The sequence below is a fragment of the Paenibacillus gansuensis genome (assembly GCF_042684925.1).
GTDB lineage: Bacteria > Bacillota > Bacilli > Paenibacillales > DY6 > Paenibacillus_N > Paenibacillus_N gansuensis.
In genome coordinates this window covers 13,995-27,518 of sequence record NZ_JBHUME010000016.1, presented here as the reverse complement: position 1 = coordinate 27,518, position 13,524 = coordinate 13,995, and the positions used below count along the sequence as shown (strand labels likewise).

The 13,524-nt window shown below is 49.4% G+C and carries 14 protein-coding genes and 17 tRNA genes; 30 read left to right on the top strand and 1 reads right to left on the bottom strand.

The window, feature by feature from the left end; all coding sequences use genetic code 11:
• Nucleotides 1–87: 87 nt before the first annotated feature.
• The 18 genes from ACFSUF_RS22470 (at nucleotide 88) to ACFSUF_RS22385 (ending at nucleotide 3,250) form a co-directional block, all read left to right on the top strand.
• Nucleotides 88–163: transfer RNA gene (locus ACFSUF_RS22470), tRNA-Asn, on the top strand.
• Nucleotides 164–169: 6 nt separating this feature from the next.
• Nucleotides 170–259, top strand: a tRNA-Ser gene (locus tag ACFSUF_RS22465).
• 11 nt (nucleotides 260–270) lie between these two features.
• A tRNA-Glu gene (locus ACFSUF_RS22460) sits at nucleotides 271–345 on the top strand.
• An 89-nt stretch (nucleotides 346–434) separates the two neighbouring features.
• Nucleotides 435–510, top strand: a tRNA-Val gene (locus tag ACFSUF_RS22455).
• 6 nt (nucleotides 511–516) lie between these two features.
• A tRNA-Met gene (locus ACFSUF_RS22450) sits at nucleotides 517–590 on the top strand.
• Nucleotides 591–607: 17 nt separating this feature from the next.
• Nucleotides 608–684, top strand: a tRNA-Asp gene (locus ACFSUF_RS22445).
• Between the two features lie 17 nt (nucleotides 685–701).
• Nucleotides 702–777, top strand: a tRNA-Phe gene (locus ACFSUF_RS22440).
• 17 nt (nucleotides 778–794) lie between these two features.
• A tRNA-Thr gene (locus ACFSUF_RS22435) sits at nucleotides 795–870 on the top strand.
• Nucleotides 871–880: 10 nt separating this feature from the next.
• Nucleotides 881–966: transfer RNA gene (locus ACFSUF_RS22430), tRNA-Tyr, on the top strand.
• Nucleotides 967–973: 7 nt separating this feature from the next.
• A tRNA-Trp gene (locus ACFSUF_RS22425) sits at nucleotides 974–1,047 on the top strand.
• A 16-nt stretch (nucleotides 1,048–1,063) separates the two neighbouring features.
• Nucleotides 1,064–1,139: transfer RNA gene (locus ACFSUF_RS22420), tRNA-His, on the top strand.
• Between the two features lie 31 nt (nucleotides 1,140–1,170).
• A tRNA-Gln gene (locus tag ACFSUF_RS22415) sits at nucleotides 1,171–1,245 on the top strand.
• A 5-nt stretch (nucleotides 1,246–1,250) separates the two neighbouring features.
• Nucleotides 1,251–1,325: transfer RNA gene (locus ACFSUF_RS22410), tRNA-Gly, on the top strand.
• 7 nt (nucleotides 1,326–1,332) lie between these two features.
• Nucleotides 1,333–1,406, top strand: a tRNA-Cys gene (locus tag ACFSUF_RS22405).
• Nucleotides 1,407–1,413: 7 nt separating this feature from the next.
• A tRNA-Leu gene (locus tag ACFSUF_RS22400) sits at nucleotides 1,414–1,502 on the top strand.
• A 22-nt stretch (nucleotides 1,503–1,524) separates the two neighbouring features.
• Nucleotides 1,525–1,601 (top strand) — tRNA-Arg (locus ACFSUF_RS22395).
• A gap of 12 nt (nucleotides 1,602–1,613) precedes the next feature.
• Nucleotides 1,614–1,693 (top strand) — tRNA-Leu (locus ACFSUF_RS22390).
• 387 nt (nucleotides 1,694–2,080) lie between these two features.
• The gene (locus ACFSUF_RS22385) at nucleotides 2,081–3,250 is read left to right on the top strand and encodes a GNAT family N-acetyltransferase (protein WP_377606817.1); all 1,170 of its coding nucleotides are present in this window, start codon (nucleotides 2,081–2,083) and stop codon (nucleotides 3,248–3,250) included.
• An 82-nt stretch (nucleotides 3,251–3,332) separates the two neighbouring features.
• On the opposite strand, the gene ACFSUF_RS22380 is transcribed toward ACFSUF_RS22385, so the two are convergent.
• A complete protein-coding gene (locus ACFSUF_RS22380) occupies nucleotides 3,333–3,641 on the bottom strand; it encodes a winged helix-turn-helix transcriptional regulator (RefSeq protein ID WP_377606815.1) in 309 nt (102 codons plus the stop codon).
• Nucleotides 3,642–3,820: 179 nt separating this feature from the next.
• Between ACFSUF_RS22380 and ACFSUF_RS22375 the strand changes: the two genes are divergently transcribed.
• From ACFSUF_RS22375 to ACFSUF_RS22320, 12 genes are all read left to right on the top strand, one after another.
• Nucleotides 3,821–4,219 (top strand): DoxX family protein, encoded by a 399-nt coding sequence (locus ACFSUF_RS22375; RefSeq protein WP_377606823.1) that lies wholly within the window; start codon nucleotides 3,821–3,823, stop codon nucleotides 4,217–4,219.
• Nucleotides 4,220–4,240: 21 nt separating this feature from the next.
• Nucleotides 4,241–4,942 (top strand): pirin family protein, encoded by a 702-nt coding sequence (locus ACFSUF_RS22370; RefSeq protein WP_377606813.1) that lies wholly within the window; start codon nucleotides 4,241–4,243, stop codon nucleotides 4,940–4,942.
• Nucleotides 4,943–5,118: 176 nt separating this feature from the next.
• A complete protein-coding gene (locus tag ACFSUF_RS22365; protein ID WP_377606811.1) occupies nucleotides 5,119–5,982 on the top strand; it encodes a sugar phosphate isomerase/epimerase family protein in 864 nt (287 codons plus the stop codon).
• The gene (locus ACFSUF_RS22360; RefSeq protein ID WP_377606809.1) at nucleotides 5,982–7,154 is read left to right on the top strand and encodes a Gfo/Idh/MocA family protein; all 1,173 of its coding nucleotides are present in this window, start codon (nucleotides 5,982–5,984) and stop codon (nucleotides 7,152–7,154) included. Before ACFSUF_RS22365 ends, ACFSUF_RS22360 begins: the two co-directional genes overlap by 1 nt.
• 29 nt (nucleotides 7,155–7,183) lie before the next feature.
• Nucleotides 7,184–8,272, top strand: a complete 1,089-nt coding sequence (locus ACFSUF_RS22355) for a Gfo/Idh/MocA family protein (protein ID WP_377606807.1) — start codon at nucleotides 7,184–7,186, stop codon at nucleotides 8,270–8,272.
• Nucleotides 8,273–8,364: 92 nt separating this feature from the next.
• Nucleotides 8,365–9,240, top strand: coding sequence for a helix-turn-helix transcriptional regulator (locus ACFSUF_RS22350; RefSeq protein WP_377606806.1), 876 nt, complete (start codon nucleotides 8,365–8,367; stop codon nucleotides 9,238–9,240).
• Nucleotides 9,241–9,453: 213 nt separating this feature from the next.
• A complete protein-coding gene (locus ACFSUF_RS22345) occupies nucleotides 9,454–9,747 on the top strand; it encodes a LiaF transmembrane domain-containing protein (RefSeq protein ID WP_377606804.1) in 294 nt (97 codons plus the stop codon).
• 42 nt (nucleotides 9,748–9,789) lie between these two features.
• Nucleotides 9,790–10,473: a PspA/IM30 family protein gene (locus ACFSUF_RS22340; RefSeq protein ID WP_377606802.1), complete on the top strand. Its 684-nt coding sequence runs from the start codon at nucleotides 9,790–9,792 to the stop codon at nucleotides 10,471–10,473.
• Nucleotides 10,470–10,877 (top strand): PspC domain-containing protein, encoded by a 408-nt coding sequence (locus ACFSUF_RS22335; protein WP_377606800.1) that lies wholly within the window; start codon nucleotides 10,470–10,472, stop codon nucleotides 10,875–10,877. The genes ACFSUF_RS22340 and ACFSUF_RS22335 overlap by 4 nt, the downstream gene beginning before the upstream one ends.
• 2 nt (nucleotides 10,878–10,879) lie before the next feature.
• Entirely contained in the window at nucleotides 10,880–11,629 is a 750-nt protein-coding gene (locus tag ACFSUF_RS22330) for a PspA/IM30 family protein (protein WP_377606798.1), read from the top strand.
• A 139-nt stretch (nucleotides 11,630–11,768) separates the two neighbouring features.
• Entirely contained in the window at nucleotides 11,769–12,416 is a 648-nt protein-coding gene (liaF, locus tag ACFSUF_RS22325) for a cell wall-active antibiotics response protein LiaF (RefSeq protein WP_377606796.1), read from the top strand.
• A gap of 37 nt (nucleotides 12,417–12,453) precedes the next feature.
• Nucleotides 12,454–13,524, top strand: coding sequence for a HAMP domain-containing sensor histidine kinase (locus ACFSUF_RS22320; RefSeq protein ID WP_377606794.1), 1,071 nt, complete (start codon nucleotides 12,454–12,456; stop codon nucleotides 13,522–13,524).

Below are 13,524 nucleotides of genomic sequence, written 5' to 3'. Positions count from 1 at the left end.
AAATACTCTGAATCAACAGAGTCTGCGCAGACTTACACTTCACTTCATATCCAGTTTTCAGGGTGCAAATCCTGAAAGTTATAATGTTCCCTGATAGCTCAGTTGGTAGAGCACTCGACTGTTAATCGAGTTGTCACAGGTTCGAGTCCTGTTCGGGGAGCCACCTTATGGAGAGGTGTCCGAGTTTGGTCGAAGGAGCACGATTGGAAATCGTGTAGGCGCCAAAAGCGTCTCGAGGGTTCGAATCCCTCTCTCTCCGTTCTTATATAAGGCCCGTTGGTCAAGGGGTTAAGACACCTCCCTTTCACGGAGGTAACAGGGGTTCGAATCCCCTACGGGTCACCATTTTAGTATGTATCTTACCTAATTGTAAGAAATTATGACTTGAACATAATGTCAAGATTATGTTAAGATACTATTTGTCCTCAGGATATGGAAGCTTAGCTCAGCTGGGAGAGCATCTGCCTTACAAGCAGAGGGTCGGGGGTTCGATCCCCTCAGCTTCCACCATAATGACGCGGGGTGGAGCAGCTCGGTAGCTCGTCGGGCTCATAACCCGAAGGCCGCAGGTTCAAATCCTGCCCCCGCAATTGTTTTACCTTAGTGTGGAGCCGTGGTGTAGAGGCCCAACATGCCTGCCTGTCACGCAGGAGACCGCGGGTTCGAATCCCGTCGGCTCCGCCATTTAACTTCAAATGTAAGGCTCGGTAGCTCAGTCGGTAGAGCAGAGGACTGAAAATCCTCGTGTCGGCGGTTCGATTCCGTCCCGAGCCACCATTTAAAGAATTGAATATGCCGTTGTAGCTCAACTGGTAGAGCAACTGACTTGTAATCAGTAGGTTGGGGGTTCAAGTCCTCTCGACGGCACCAGCTTTATCTTGGAGGATTAGTGAAGTGGCTAAACACGGCAGACTGTAAATCTGCTCTCTGACGAGTTCGGTGGTTCGAATCCATCATCCTCCACCATTTTTATAGGGGCATAGTTTAAAGGTAGAACAAAGGTCTCCAAAACCTTTGGTGTGGGTTCGATTCCTGCTGCCCCTGCCAATAAACTTCTGATATGGCGGTCGTGGCGAAGGGGTTAACGCACCGGTCTGTGGCTCCGGCATTCGTGGGTTCAAGTCCCATCGATCGCCCCATATCATCCTAATTAGAAACCAACAAAGTTGTTGGGGATTAGCCAAGCGGTAAGGCAACGGACTTTGACTCCGTCATTCCAAGGTTCGAATCCTTGATCCCCAGCCATTTATGCGGAAGTGGCTCAGCGGTAGAGCATCGCCTTGCCAAGGCGAGGGTCGCGGGTTCGATTCCCGTCTTCCGCTCCATCATTACGGCGCCATAGCCAAGTGGTAAGGCAGAGCTCTGCAAAAGCTTTACCCCCAGTTCGAGTCTGGGTGGCGCCTCCACTACTTTGCCGGAGTGGCGGAATCGGCAGACGCACAGGACTTAAAATCCTGCGGTGGGTGACCACCGTACCAGTTCAAGTCTGGTCTTCGGCACCATCTTTTTTATCTTTAACATTTTGTGCCCTTAGCTCAGCTGGATAGAGCGTTTGACTACGAATCAAAAGGTCAGGAGTTCGAATCTCTTAGGGCACGCCATTTTTATGAAGTGCCGGTGTGGCGGAATTGGCAGACGCGCGCGACTCAAAATCGTGAGGGAAACCGTGGGGGTTCGAGTCCCTTCACCGGCATCATGCGAAACCGATTGAACTTAGATTCAATCGGTTTTTTCGTTTTGTTTTCTATATGTACATGAACAACGCACCCTGGATCGAGGGTGCGTTGTTTTATTTCAACTCTAAATAATGGACAAGCCACCCTAAACTGGCTCCAATCATGTAAGCAAGGATCAGACTCCCTCGAATTCGCTTCATAACCACCCGGACCGCCTCCCGAAACCCCGATATGAGTGAGTAAGTTGTTCTGCATTCTATGCAGCAACAGGCGGGCCCGTGCAGAATAAACGAAGAATTGGGCTAACTTGCAACAGCTGCAAATTGCAAACACTTTTACAGCTATGACATAATCATTTTATATACAACATATAGCATTGCAGTGAGAATGAAAGGAGAACCGCCATGGAATTAAGACAGTTAACCTTAGAAGAATTCGACCAAAGTATGGACCTGTCTTCCTTTGCATTTCAATATCCGGTGTCGGAAGACGAAAGAGAGTCCAGGAGGAAACTTTTTAAACCTGAACGGATTTGGGGCTATTTTGAACTGGGCCAATTGATGGCTAAAGCAGGGCTGCTTCCTTTTACAGCTTGGATTCAAGGAAAGGCTTATGCCATGGGAGGCATTGCAGGTGTGGCTACCTGGCCGGAGTATCGCCGTAGAGGGTTAGTTGCGGGGCTTCTGAAGCATTTGCTGCAGAACATGAGAGATCAAGGATATAGTGTTTCTTTCCTTCATCCATTTGAATTCTCGTTTTATCGCAAATATGGATGGGAAACTTATTGTGAATATAAGAACTGTACCATAGAGACCTCAAAGCTTCCGGAACGAACCTTGTACCCCGGGAGAATCGAAAGGATCCAGCAGGACGCGAGCCGGTTGAATCCGATTTATGAGCAATACGCAAGCAAATTCAGCGGTACGATTCACAGGGATGCTGATTGGTGGGAACAGGCCGTTTTTGCGCGAAAAGGAGGCCAAATTGCGGTTTACTCCGATAGTAAAGGGGAAGATCAGGGCTATGTGCTGTATGAGGTCAAGGAAAGAAAATTCCATATCCGTGAGCTGGCAGCACTGAATGACGAAGCGGAGAATGCACTATGGACGTTTATTGCGAATCATGATTCCATGATTGAGAAGGTGGAGTTTCGGGCGCCTGTGAGTGACGGGTTAAGCTTTAAACTGAGTAATCCGAGAATCCGTCAGGAAATAACCCCCTATTTTATGGCCAGAATTGTAGATATGGATACATTTCTCCAAGCATATCCGTTTCTGCCTTCAAATGACGAGGAGTTTATTTCTATTCAAGTACGAGATGAGCATGCTTCGTGGAACGAAGGCGTCCGTATGCTCCGGCTTGGGTCCGGCGGGCAAGTGACACTGCTGGAATCAGGACCAAATGAAACACCGGCACTTCAAGCGGATATCCAGAGCTGGACGGCTCTATTTATGGGGTACAAGCGACCGGCCGAACTACACCGTATAGGAAGGCTCCAAGGAGCGCTGGAAGACGTGCTAAGACTTGATAAACGGATTCCTGCTAAAGAAACTTACTTAATGGACTTTTTCTAAACGCAGTACCTTAGCTGCAGATACCAAAAAAACCGTCAAACGGCCATGCCGTTTGACGGTTTATCAGTTAACCGGGATTTCCTCACAACCATCTTTCTCCCCAGTTCTGAATGGACTCAATTACTTCTTCCAAGTCCTGGCCTTTCTCCGTTAAAGAATATTCAATACGCACAGGCGTCTCCGCGTAAACCTTGCGTTGAACCACTCCAAGCGTCTCAAGTTCCTTCATTCGCTCCGTCAGGATTTTATCGCTCATATCTGGAATCTGCTCTTTAATATCCTTGAAACGACGAGGGCCACCAAGCATTACGCGAATAATTAATCCTGTCCACTTCTTGCCTAGAAGATCAATGGCGCATTCGTAGCGTGGGCACATTTTGGAATAATCCATTGCTCATCACCTCTTCATTCTATTTTACCACAATAGCTTTAAATAAGTAAGTGAAGTCGTAACTACCCTAATTTCAATATATTTAGGAAAGTTGCTTGACAAAAGTAAGTTAAATAAGTTAATATAAATTCATAAGTTACACACAATAATAAAGTAAGGTGAGGTTGGGAAACATGGAAATGATGGATTTAGGTCTTTTAATTATCAGGGTAGTTGTCGGTTTGTTGTTTGCCGCACATGGTGCGCAGAAGGTGTTTGGCTGGTTTGGCGGTTACGGTCTGAAAGGCACCGGCGGCTGGTTTGAGTCCATTGGAATGAAACCAGGTGCGACTGTTGCTTTCTTTGTAGGTGCTGGTGAGCTGCTCGGCGGCTTGTTATTCGCAGCAGGGTTGTTCACATGGGTTGGAGCGTTGCTGATGATCGTTCTTATGATTGGAGCAATTGCAAAAGTGCATGGTGCCAACGGTCTGTGGTCAACACAAAACGGTTATGAATACAATTTAGTGTTGATCGTAATCGCATTAGGAGTTGCTTTTATCGGCGCGGGTGAATACTCGTTAGACGCTTTGTTGAAATAAGTATGTTAGGAGGCCGCTGAAATGATCAGAGTATATAAAGCTGATACAAGGTATTTTACCGATCACGGGTGGCTGCAAAGTAACTTTAGTTTTTCCTTTGCGGATCATTATGATCCTGAGAATATGAATTTTGGACCGATGAGGGTGCTGAACGACGATATTATTCAGGCAGGCAAAGGCTTTGGGGCACATCCTCATCATGAGATGGAGATTGTATCGCTTGTATTGCGGGGGAAATTGCGCCATCAAGACAGTCTTGGCAATACCGCAGTGACCGGGTTCGGTCAGATCCAAAGGATGTCTGCAGGAACAGGCATTGTACATTCGGAATTTAATCCATCCGAAGACGAAGACATGAATCTGCTGCAAATGTGGTTTATGCCATCGGAAAGAGGGCTCGCTCCCTCGTATGAAACTACTGATTACGATCCATCTGCAATGGTAAACCGTCTGCTGCCTGTTGTTTCTAAAGAAGGCAGCCCTTCGGTGGCGAAAATTCACCAGGACATGACGATCTACCTGTCGAAGCTGGAAGCCGGCAAGGAAATCTCATTTACTCCAAAAGATGGCCGGAGAATCTTTCTCTTCGTACTGGAAGGTGCCGCTGAGCTTGATGACGGAACTGTGTTAGAAAGACGTGACTCGGCAAGAATGGAAGAGATCACGGAACTTACCATCCGTTCGTCCGAAGGAAGCTTTGTCATGATGATCGATTTGCCTTAACTATAGATAGCACTTAGAAAAGCGGCTCTTATCCAGAGCCGTTTTTTGCGTTCATTGATTGTGACGATGCTATCTACCTTAATGATTGACTCTGGTTAAGCACGTGGTTCCCGCCCCATTTTCGCGCTTTAGGGCTGTGGTACAATGAACCCAAACTACGATATGAAGGAGTACTTATGACACTAAAATTATCTGTTTTCACGGTCTCAGCCCCCCATGAAACACCTGAAGAACTATGTAATATTGCTCGGGAAACGGGAGTGGAAGGGATTGAATGGCGCTGCACGGATATTGATCCTTCGTTTCTGTCTGAAGAGCCTAGTTATTGGCGCAATAACCGTTGTACGCTGCCCTTGTCTGCAAGTGATGAAGAGATCTCAAGATTCCGGAGTGCGGCGGAACAAGCTAACCGTAAGATCATAGCTTTAACGCCTTATCTAGGCTGTGACGATCTTGAGAATACAGAGCGGGCTTTTCGCTCCGCGGCCAAATTAGGCGCTAAGATGATGAGGGTCGGAGTTCCCGGTTATAACCGGCAGGAAAATTATAATGATCTTTTTGACAAAGCAGTTCGTTATCTGTCTGAAGTAGAATCCCTATCGAAAAGCTATGGCGTGAAAGCTCTTGTGGAAACCCATCATGTTACCATTACTGCAAGCGCTTCACTGGCACACCGGTTAGTCAGCCGCTTTCATCCGGATCATGTAGGAGTTCTGTATGACCCGGGCAATATGGTGTTTGAAGGCTACGAAAATTACCTGCTAGGCATGCAGCTGCTCGGACCGTATCTGGCTCATGTACATGTCAAAAATGCAGGGATGTTCCTGCAGAATGAACAACATGGAGTAGACCATGTATGGTCGGGATCCTGGCTTCCTTTGAACGAAGGGATCGTGCCTTGGAAGCAAGTTCTGGCTGATCTAAAAGCTGTAGGGTATGACGGATGGTATGGCGTCGAGGACTTTACAGGCAAATACAGTGCGAAACAGCTGCTGGAATTTTACGTAACGAAAATGAAAGAATGGACGGAGGAATCGTGATGGTCAACAATGTCGTAAGATATGGTATTGTCGGAGTCGGAAATATGGGAACAGGACACCTGCACACCCTTTTAAGCGGGAAAATTACAGGTGCGCAGCTTCATGCGGTATGCGATGTTTCAGAAGCTAGACGAGAGACGCTTAAGAAGGAACACCCTGATCTTCACGTGTATGACAGCGCCTCCTCCCTGTTTCAATCAGGAACGGTAGACGCGGTTATTATCGCTACTCCCCATTATGATCATCCCGATGAGGCGATCGAAGCTTTTCAAGCAGGGCTTCACGTGCTGGTTGAGAAACCCGCCGGTGTGTACATAAGCCAAGTCGAGCGCATGAACCGTGCGGCGGAAGCGACCGATCGAAAATTCGGAATCGTTTATAATCAGCGCATGAATCCGCTGTATAAAAAGCTGAAAGAGCTGGTAGAGAGCGGCGAACTGGGCGAGATCCGCCGTACGAACTGGATCATTACGAATTGGTACCGCTCCCAGGCTTATTACGATTCGGGTACATGGAGAGCAACATGGGCCGGGGAAGGCGGAGGCGTTCTGATCAACCAATGTCCTCACCAGCTTGATTTGTGGCAGTGGACGATTGGCATGATGCCGTCCCGGATGAGAGCTTTCTGCCAGTTCGGCAAGCACCGGGACATCGAGGTGGAGAACGATGTGACTGCCTATGTAGAGTATCCTAACGGTGCCACAGGTGTCTTCATCACTTCCACTTCGGACGCGCCGGGCACAAACAGGCTGGAAGTATGCGGAGACCGCGGAAAAGTTGTCATTGAAGACGGGAACCTGACTTTTTGGAGGCTCCGGGAAACGGAAACTGAATTCAATGCCAGAAACAAGCAACTATTTGGACAGCCTGAGTGCTGGACGATTTCGATACCTGTTGACGGAACTAACCCTGAGCATGCGGGCATTCTTCAAAATTTCACCGATGCTGTACTCCACGACGCTCCGCTTGTGGCGCCGGGAGAAGAAGGCATCCGCGGACTTACGATTTCCAATGCGATGCATTTATCGACTTGGCTTGACGATTGGGTGGAGTTTCCCTTGAATGCAGCGCTGCATGAAGCAGAATTAAGGAAGAGAATCGCAGGTTCCAAATTTAAGCCGGAAAAGGCGGATGCACAGGCTCAACCCGCGGATTTAAGCGGCACTTATTAGTACCTGCTTTGCAGAAAGGGAGCTTACCGATGAAAGAAACGAAGAGAAATGACGGTATGAACTACGCGCCGGTGTCGCTGGTTAAGCCGGAACCTGTCTGCGGACCGGGCGAATTTACGTTTGCTGCGATGGGATTGGATCATGGGCATATCTACGGCCAGACGAATGGGCTGCTGGAAGCGGGGGGCACATTGAAATGGGTCTATGATCAGGACCCGGCGAAAGCGGCCGCTTTTGCAAAAACCTACCCGCAAGTACGCATTGCCCAAAGTCCGGAAGAAATTCTGGAAGATGGACATGTAAAGCTGGTAGCAGCTGCGGCTGTGCCTTCAGAGAGGGCCGCGTTGGGCATGAAAGTAATGGATCACGGGAAAGATTATTTCACAGACAAAACCCCTTTTACAACCATAGAGCAACTGCAGGCTGCACGTGAAAAGACGGCTGCTACCGGCCAAAAATATATGGTGTATTACAGTGAACGGCTGCATGTGGAGAGTGCGGTGTACGCAGGACGGCTAATTCAGGAAGGCGCCATTGGAAGAGTATTGCAAGTGATGGGAACGGGCCCGCACCGGTTGAACAAAAGTTCGCGTCCGGACTGGTTTTTCCGCAAAGAGCAATACGGCGGCATTCTCTGCGATATCGGGAGCCATCAGATCGAGCAGTTCCTGTTCTTTGCCGGATGCAAGGACGCGAAGGTTCTTCACAGCAAGGTAGCCAATTTCAATAATCCCGACGTGCCGGAGCTGGAGGATTTCGGGGATGCTGCTCTGCTCGGCGATAACGGGGCCAGCAATTATTTTCGGGTAGACTGGTTTACTCCGGATGGGCTGTCCACTTGGGGAGATGGACGCACCTTGATCCTTGGAACCGACGGATATATTGAATTGAGGAAATATACGGACTTGGCCCGGGACCGTCAGGGAGATCATGTTTATATGGCCAACCATGAAGGCGAATATCATATGGCTGTGGGCGGACAGGTCGGATATCCCTTTTTCGGAGAGCTTATAAAAGACTGCCTGCATCGTACAGAACAAGCCATGACCCAAGAGCATGCGTTCAAAGCAGCTGAGCTGTGTCTTGACGCCCAGAAGAACGCGATCAAGATTAGCTAGACTTTTCGTTCGCATCCTTGCCGAACCCGTGTTAAAATTTGGACAGAAGGCTCCAATGCCAAAAGTCCAGAAGTATAATGGGGGTTGCAGGGATGCGGTACGAAGCGCAATGGCAGCATGTGTTTGATATTAACTTCGCGAATCAGGAGCCGCTTTCGGCGCAGTTTCATTCCCATGCGATGTACGAAATTTATTATTTTCAAAGTGGAATTTGCAATTACCTGATCGGTGACAGGTTAATTACCCTTCAGCCCGGAGATTTGATTCTGATGCACGGAATGACGCTTCATTGCGCCAATCCCTCCAGAAGTGTACCCTATGTCCGGTCTATCCTGCATTTTGATCCGGTACTGGTGACCGGTATGCTTCAGGAAGGATCCGCTAAGGAACTGCTGCTGCCTTTTGATGAGATGAGAAATGTTCACCTCTCGTTAACGGAAGAGCAGAGACAGGAGCTTGAATCCATGTGGTCCGGGCTGTACCGGTTGTTTGACGCTAGAAAGGGAAGGGGAACGTTCTCCGGCGAGAGATTCGTGTATCCTTTTCTCGAATTGCTGCATGTCATTGCACAGTGGTACCGCCAAGGTGCAGACGACCGCGGTCCGGTGTCCTATAAAGAAGAGCATGTCCAAAAAGCGATTACCTTTCTGGAGATGCATTTCTCCGAACAGATTACGCTTGATGATGTTGCCCATGACCTGCATCTGACAAAGCCTTATTTGTCCAACGTGTTCAAAGAGGTTACGGGTACGACGATTATGAAATATTTATATAACCGCAGAATCAATCAGGCTAAAATGATGTTCCGCCTGGACCCTCAGCTTCAGGTAGCCGAGGTTGCCAAGTCCGTAGGACTAACCCACCCTGCGCATTTCACTCGCCTGTTCAGTGCTGTGGAAGGGTGCTCTCCAATGGCTTATCGGAAACGGATGCTGGAGAACCAAGGGATTTTAAATAACACGTTATAGCTATAGAGATTAGGTGAGACCGGCGTAAGCCGGTCTTTTTGCATTGTAAGAGCAGATTACAACCATGGGGCGGACAAGCCCTGTGGCTGGAGGAGGTGTCCCTGCCCGACTAAGGTCTAGGTTCAAAAACCGCCGGGGGTCCGTTTTGGCAAAACGCTGTAACGCCTACAATAAATACATAAGGAACAGCAATAACGAAAGGCGGTGAAACAAATGAGATTGAACGGTAAAAACGGATTTGCAGTAATCCTGATCGTACTTGGAGCCATGATTGTACTTGGTAAGCTGGGGATCATCAGCGGACTGTTCGGTTTACTGATTCCGGCCGCTATGGTGGCTCTGGGTTACATCGGTATTAAGAACGGCAGCAGGTTTTTCGGATGGGCGCTGGCTATCATCGGTCTGCTTGTATTGCTCGGCAAATTGTCAGGAATCCTGTGGATCGTATTCGCGGCGGGATTCATCGTTTACGGCGTATCGATGCTGAAAAAAAGTTCAAGAGCCTAGGCCTTAGAATACTAGATAAACAATCGAATAGGAGGCAAGAGAATGAGCGTTTTCAAAAGAATGCGGGACATTACACTGGCAAATTTTCATGAGATGCTGGAGAAATCGGAAGATCCCGTCAAATTAATAGATCAGTACTTAACGGCACAAAGCCAGCAAATTATGGAGTCGGAAAAGGTATACCAGCAGCTGACGGCTCATGTGAACCAACTGAGAATGCAATATTTGCAAGCGGCTCAGCTGAGGGATAAACGGGAAGAGCAGGCTGCCTTAGCATTAAAAGCCGGAGAAGAACTGCTTGCCAGGACCGCCCTTCAGGAGAAAATCAATCAGGACGAACGCAGCAAACAGTATGAAGCCTTGTATGAGCAAGGGAAACAATCTTTATCCGAACTGGAAGACCAATTAAGGCAGTGGAAAGCCGACTACCAAAGCGTGTACGATAAACGGCATTTCTACGCAGCGAAGCTGGAGTCAATCAGGCTGCAGCAGCGGATGAACGAGCGCCTGAACAACGGGATCGGCGGAGCGGGAAGCGGGCGAATGTTCGACAGGCTGGACGAAAAACTGACGGATATGGAGCATGAAGCAAGAAGTTTGCGCGAACTGCGCAGGGCCGGCCAGGAATTCGCCCTGCATGCCGGAGCATTAGTCCAGTCTGCGTTAGATAAGGAAATGCAGCGTTTGAAACAGAAATTGGAACAGGAAGGGTGGACGCAGCGATGAAAAGATTATACCGCTCTCAGCGGGACCGCAAAATATTCGGAATTTGCGGAGGTTTAGCGGAGCAATTCAACATTGATGCGACGCTGCTCAGGCTGCTGGTTGTCATTGCGGCGTTCTTCTCGGGCGGCGTAGTGATTCCGATTTATATCCTGGCAGCGCTGGTGATCCCGAAGGAACCTACTTTCGGCGGACCGTTCCACGATCCGTTCCAAGCATCTCCTTTCGGCGGTACACCGAGTCCCGGCGGAAGCAAGTTTACTAACGGATTTAACGGTTTCAATCCAAACCAGAATCAGGCCAGCCAACTGGATGAGATGATGAAAGACGTTGAAAAGAAAGCAATGAAACGTGAGATTGAAGAGCTGAAAGCCAAGCTCGCTAAATTAGAAAAGGGAGATGTATAACAATGGGAGTATTCAAACGGATTAAGGAAATGACAGTAGCGTCGATGCATGAAGTGCTGGATAAAGTGGAAGATCCGGTAGTGATGCTGAACCAGTACCTTCGCGATATGGAAAGCGAAATTCATCAGGCGGAATTAACAGTTGCCAAGCAAATGGCTAACGAGCGCAAGCTGAAGCACCGCGCCGACGAAGCGGCCCGTTTGAGCGGTGAGCGCGAACAGCTGGCTGGCCAAGCGCTGGCTGAAGGCAACGAAGCTGCAGCCCGTGCGCTGCTGGAAGAAAAGCTGGGTTATGATCAAAAGTCGGCTGAATACGGAACACTGCACATCCAATCCAAAGATCAGGCTGAAGCGCTTGTCGCCCAGCTCCATGAGATGAAGGAAGAGTACTACCGTTTACGCAACAAGCGTACGGAACTGGCGACACGCGCCCAAGTTGCGAAAGCGCAGAAGCAGATGTCCCAGATTACGAACGTGAATACCATCGAAAGCGGCAATGCAGCCCGAGGCTTCCACCGGATGGAAGAGAAAATTATGCAGCTGGAAGCGGAAGCTGAGGTGTCGCGCAGCGTATCTGGATATGTCCGCTCTGCAGCAGGCGTAAACAGCGCTTCGACCGGTTCCAATCCTGCATTGGATCTGAAGCTCGATGATGAGCTTCGCAGGCTGAAAGGCAAGCTGGACGGATCTGAAGCAGAGACAGCTTCGCCGGCACATGAAACGGTAAGGTTAGAAGAGGAAGAGGTTAAGTAATCCGGCTTCCGCGTAACGGAAAATAATCTTTGTGGGCTCCGGCCCCAATGTGATATGCTATTGGAGGAAAAAGCCATCGGGCGGTATATAATATGCCTATGGCTTTTTTGCCCGTAATTGCAGCTAAAGGAGGTGCGGCATGGATCAACGGAAACGCAATACGGCCATTGCTCTCATTGTGTTCGGCGTCATCATTTTGTTCGGCAAGTTTGTCGGTTTCTTCACCATCGTCGCCTTGTTTATGATCTGGTTCGGCATTCACCGGATCCGCACCTCCAGGCAAAGTTCAGGTTATGTTCTTCTGGCGATCGGTACTCTGATGATCGTATCGGAACATCTGACGTTCATTATTGCGGTTGTGCTGATTTCTTTGGGGCTCTTTTATATAAAATCGAAACAGGCGCACAAGCATACCCCTTACTCCCAGAAACAGAGCTTCGTACAGTCGCTGCGCTGGGACCGGGAGCCCTGGGTGCTGAAGAATATGAGCATGTGGTATGTTGTAGGCGAAATTCATATGGATTTGTCTTTGGCTCTGCCGGAGGAGAAAGAGGTCACTATGATCCTTCAAGGCGTCGTGGGCGATATCGACATTACCATTCCTGAGGACATCGGCGTTTCGGTTCAGGCTTCGGTCCTGTTCGGTCAAGTGGATATCCGTTCCGAGAAAGAGACGGGCCTGTTGAACCGCATGGTATGGACCTCCCCGAACTATGATACGGCTACTCATAAAGTGAAACTATCGCTTTCCTATCTCGTAGGAGATATTGATATCCGGATTATGTAAACGGCGGCCCAGCCGGAAAGGAGCGGTTTTACGGCAAATGGAGAATAAACGGCTGACGAACATGGTTTGGCGCGGGATGAGCGAATCAATTATGCTGAGCCTGCTCCTTTGCGGCGTGTTCCTGTATTTTGTAAACTATTATGTCTCCCCCTTGTCTAAACTGACCTGGCAGGGAGGACTTCATCTAGGGCTTACACTTGGCGCTGCTGTCATTATGATCGGCGGGGCTTATGGCTTTTGGCAGTTTCAGAAGATGAAACGCCGGCTGGAAGTGCTCCATGAATCGATGCTTTATTTGGAAAAAGGAAACCTTGCCCGTCCAGTACCTAAGCTCGGCGAAGATGAAATCGGCCGTCTTGGCGAACAGCTGGGCCGCATTAGCCGCAAGTGGGAAGAGCAGGTGAACAGCTTGCAGCGTCTGTCGACGAACAACGCGCAGCTGGCGGAGAAAGCCCGCTTCTCGGCGGTTGTCGAGGAGCGCCAAAGGCTGGCGAGAGAACTGCATGATGCGGTTAGCCAGCAGCTTTTCGCTATTTCAATGACCGCGACCGCCGTAGGGCGGACGTTGGGTACCGATTTTGAAAAGGCACAGCGGCAAATCGGACTGATCGAGGAAATGGCCTCGGTCGCCCAGTCGGAAATGCGTGCGCTGCTCCTGCACCTGCGGCCTGTCCATCTGGAAGGCAAGAAGCTGTCCCAAGGGCTTCAGGAACTCATTCAAGAACTAAGCGACCGGGTACCGATCGATATTTCGTTCGACATGGATGAGCATATCAGGCTGGTGAAGGGCGTGGAGGATCACCTGTTCCGTATCGTGCAGGAAGCATTGTCCAACACCTTGCGGCATTCCCGGGCGACGACGATGGACATTAAAGTGCAGCAGCGGGAAGATACCGTAAAGCTGCTGATTATAGATAACGGCGTCGGATTCGATCTGGAAGCGCAGAAGCACGCCGCCTACGGGATTGTCTCGATGAAAGAACGAGTCACCGAAATCGGCGGATCGATCAGTATCGTGTCCGCACCGGGCAAGGGAACGCGGATTGATATCCGAATCCCGGTCATTGTAGAAGGAGGAGAAGACGTTGGCCGTAACTACCCCCATTAA

Excerpts from the sequence above, each read along its gene's own strand:
- ACFSUF_RS22385 (WP_377606817.1), top strand. The coding sequence starts at position 2,081 with ATGGAATTAAGACAGTTAACCTTAGAAGAATTCGACCAAAGTATGGAC.
- ACFSUF_RS22380 (WP_377606815.1), bottom strand. The coding sequence starts at position 3,641 with ATGGATTATTCCAAAATGTGCCCACGCTACGAATGCGCCATTGATCTT.
- ACFSUF_RS22375 (WP_377606823.1), top strand. The coding sequence starts at position 3,821 with ATGATGGATTTAGGTCTTTTAATTATCAGGGTAGTTGTCGGTTTGTTG.
- ACFSUF_RS22370 (WP_377606813.1), top strand. The coding sequence starts at position 4,241 with ATGATCAGAGTATATAAAGCTGATACAAGGTATTTTACCGATCACGGG.
- ACFSUF_RS22365 (WP_377606811.1), top strand. The coding sequence starts at position 5,119 with ATGACACTAAAATTATCTGTTTTCACGGTCTCAGCCCCCCATGAAACA.
- ACFSUF_RS22360 (WP_377606809.1), top strand. The coding sequence starts at position 5,982 with ATGGTCAACAATGTCGTAAGATATGGTATTGTCGGAGTCGGAAATATG.
- ACFSUF_RS22355 (WP_377606807.1), top strand. The coding sequence starts at position 7,184 with ATGAAAGAAACGAAGAGAAATGACGGTATGAACTACGCGCCGGTGTCG.
- ACFSUF_RS22350 (WP_377606806.1), top strand. The coding sequence starts at position 8,365 with ATGCGGTACGAAGCGCAATGGCAGCATGTGTTTGATATTAACTTCGCG.
- ACFSUF_RS22345 (WP_377606804.1), top strand. The coding sequence starts at position 9,454 with ATGAGATTGAACGGTAAAAACGGATTTGCAGTAATCCTGATCGTACTT.
- ACFSUF_RS22340 (WP_377606802.1), top strand. The coding sequence starts at position 9,790 with ATGAGCGTTTTCAAAAGAATGCGGGACATTACACTGGCAAATTTTCAT.
- ACFSUF_RS22335 (WP_377606800.1), top strand. The coding sequence starts at position 10,470 with ATGAAAAGATTATACCGCTCTCAGCGGGACCGCAAAATATTCGGAATT.
- ACFSUF_RS22330 (WP_377606798.1), top strand. The coding sequence starts at position 10,880 with ATGGGAGTATTCAAACGGATTAAGGAAATGACAGTAGCGTCGATGCAT.
- liaF (WP_377606796.1), top strand. The coding sequence starts at position 11,769 with ATGGATCAACGGAAACGCAATACGGCCATTGCTCTCATTGTGTTCGGC.
- ACFSUF_RS22320 (WP_377606794.1), top strand. The coding sequence starts at position 12,454 with ATGGAGAATAAACGGCTGACGAACATGGTTTGGCGCGGGATGAGCGAA.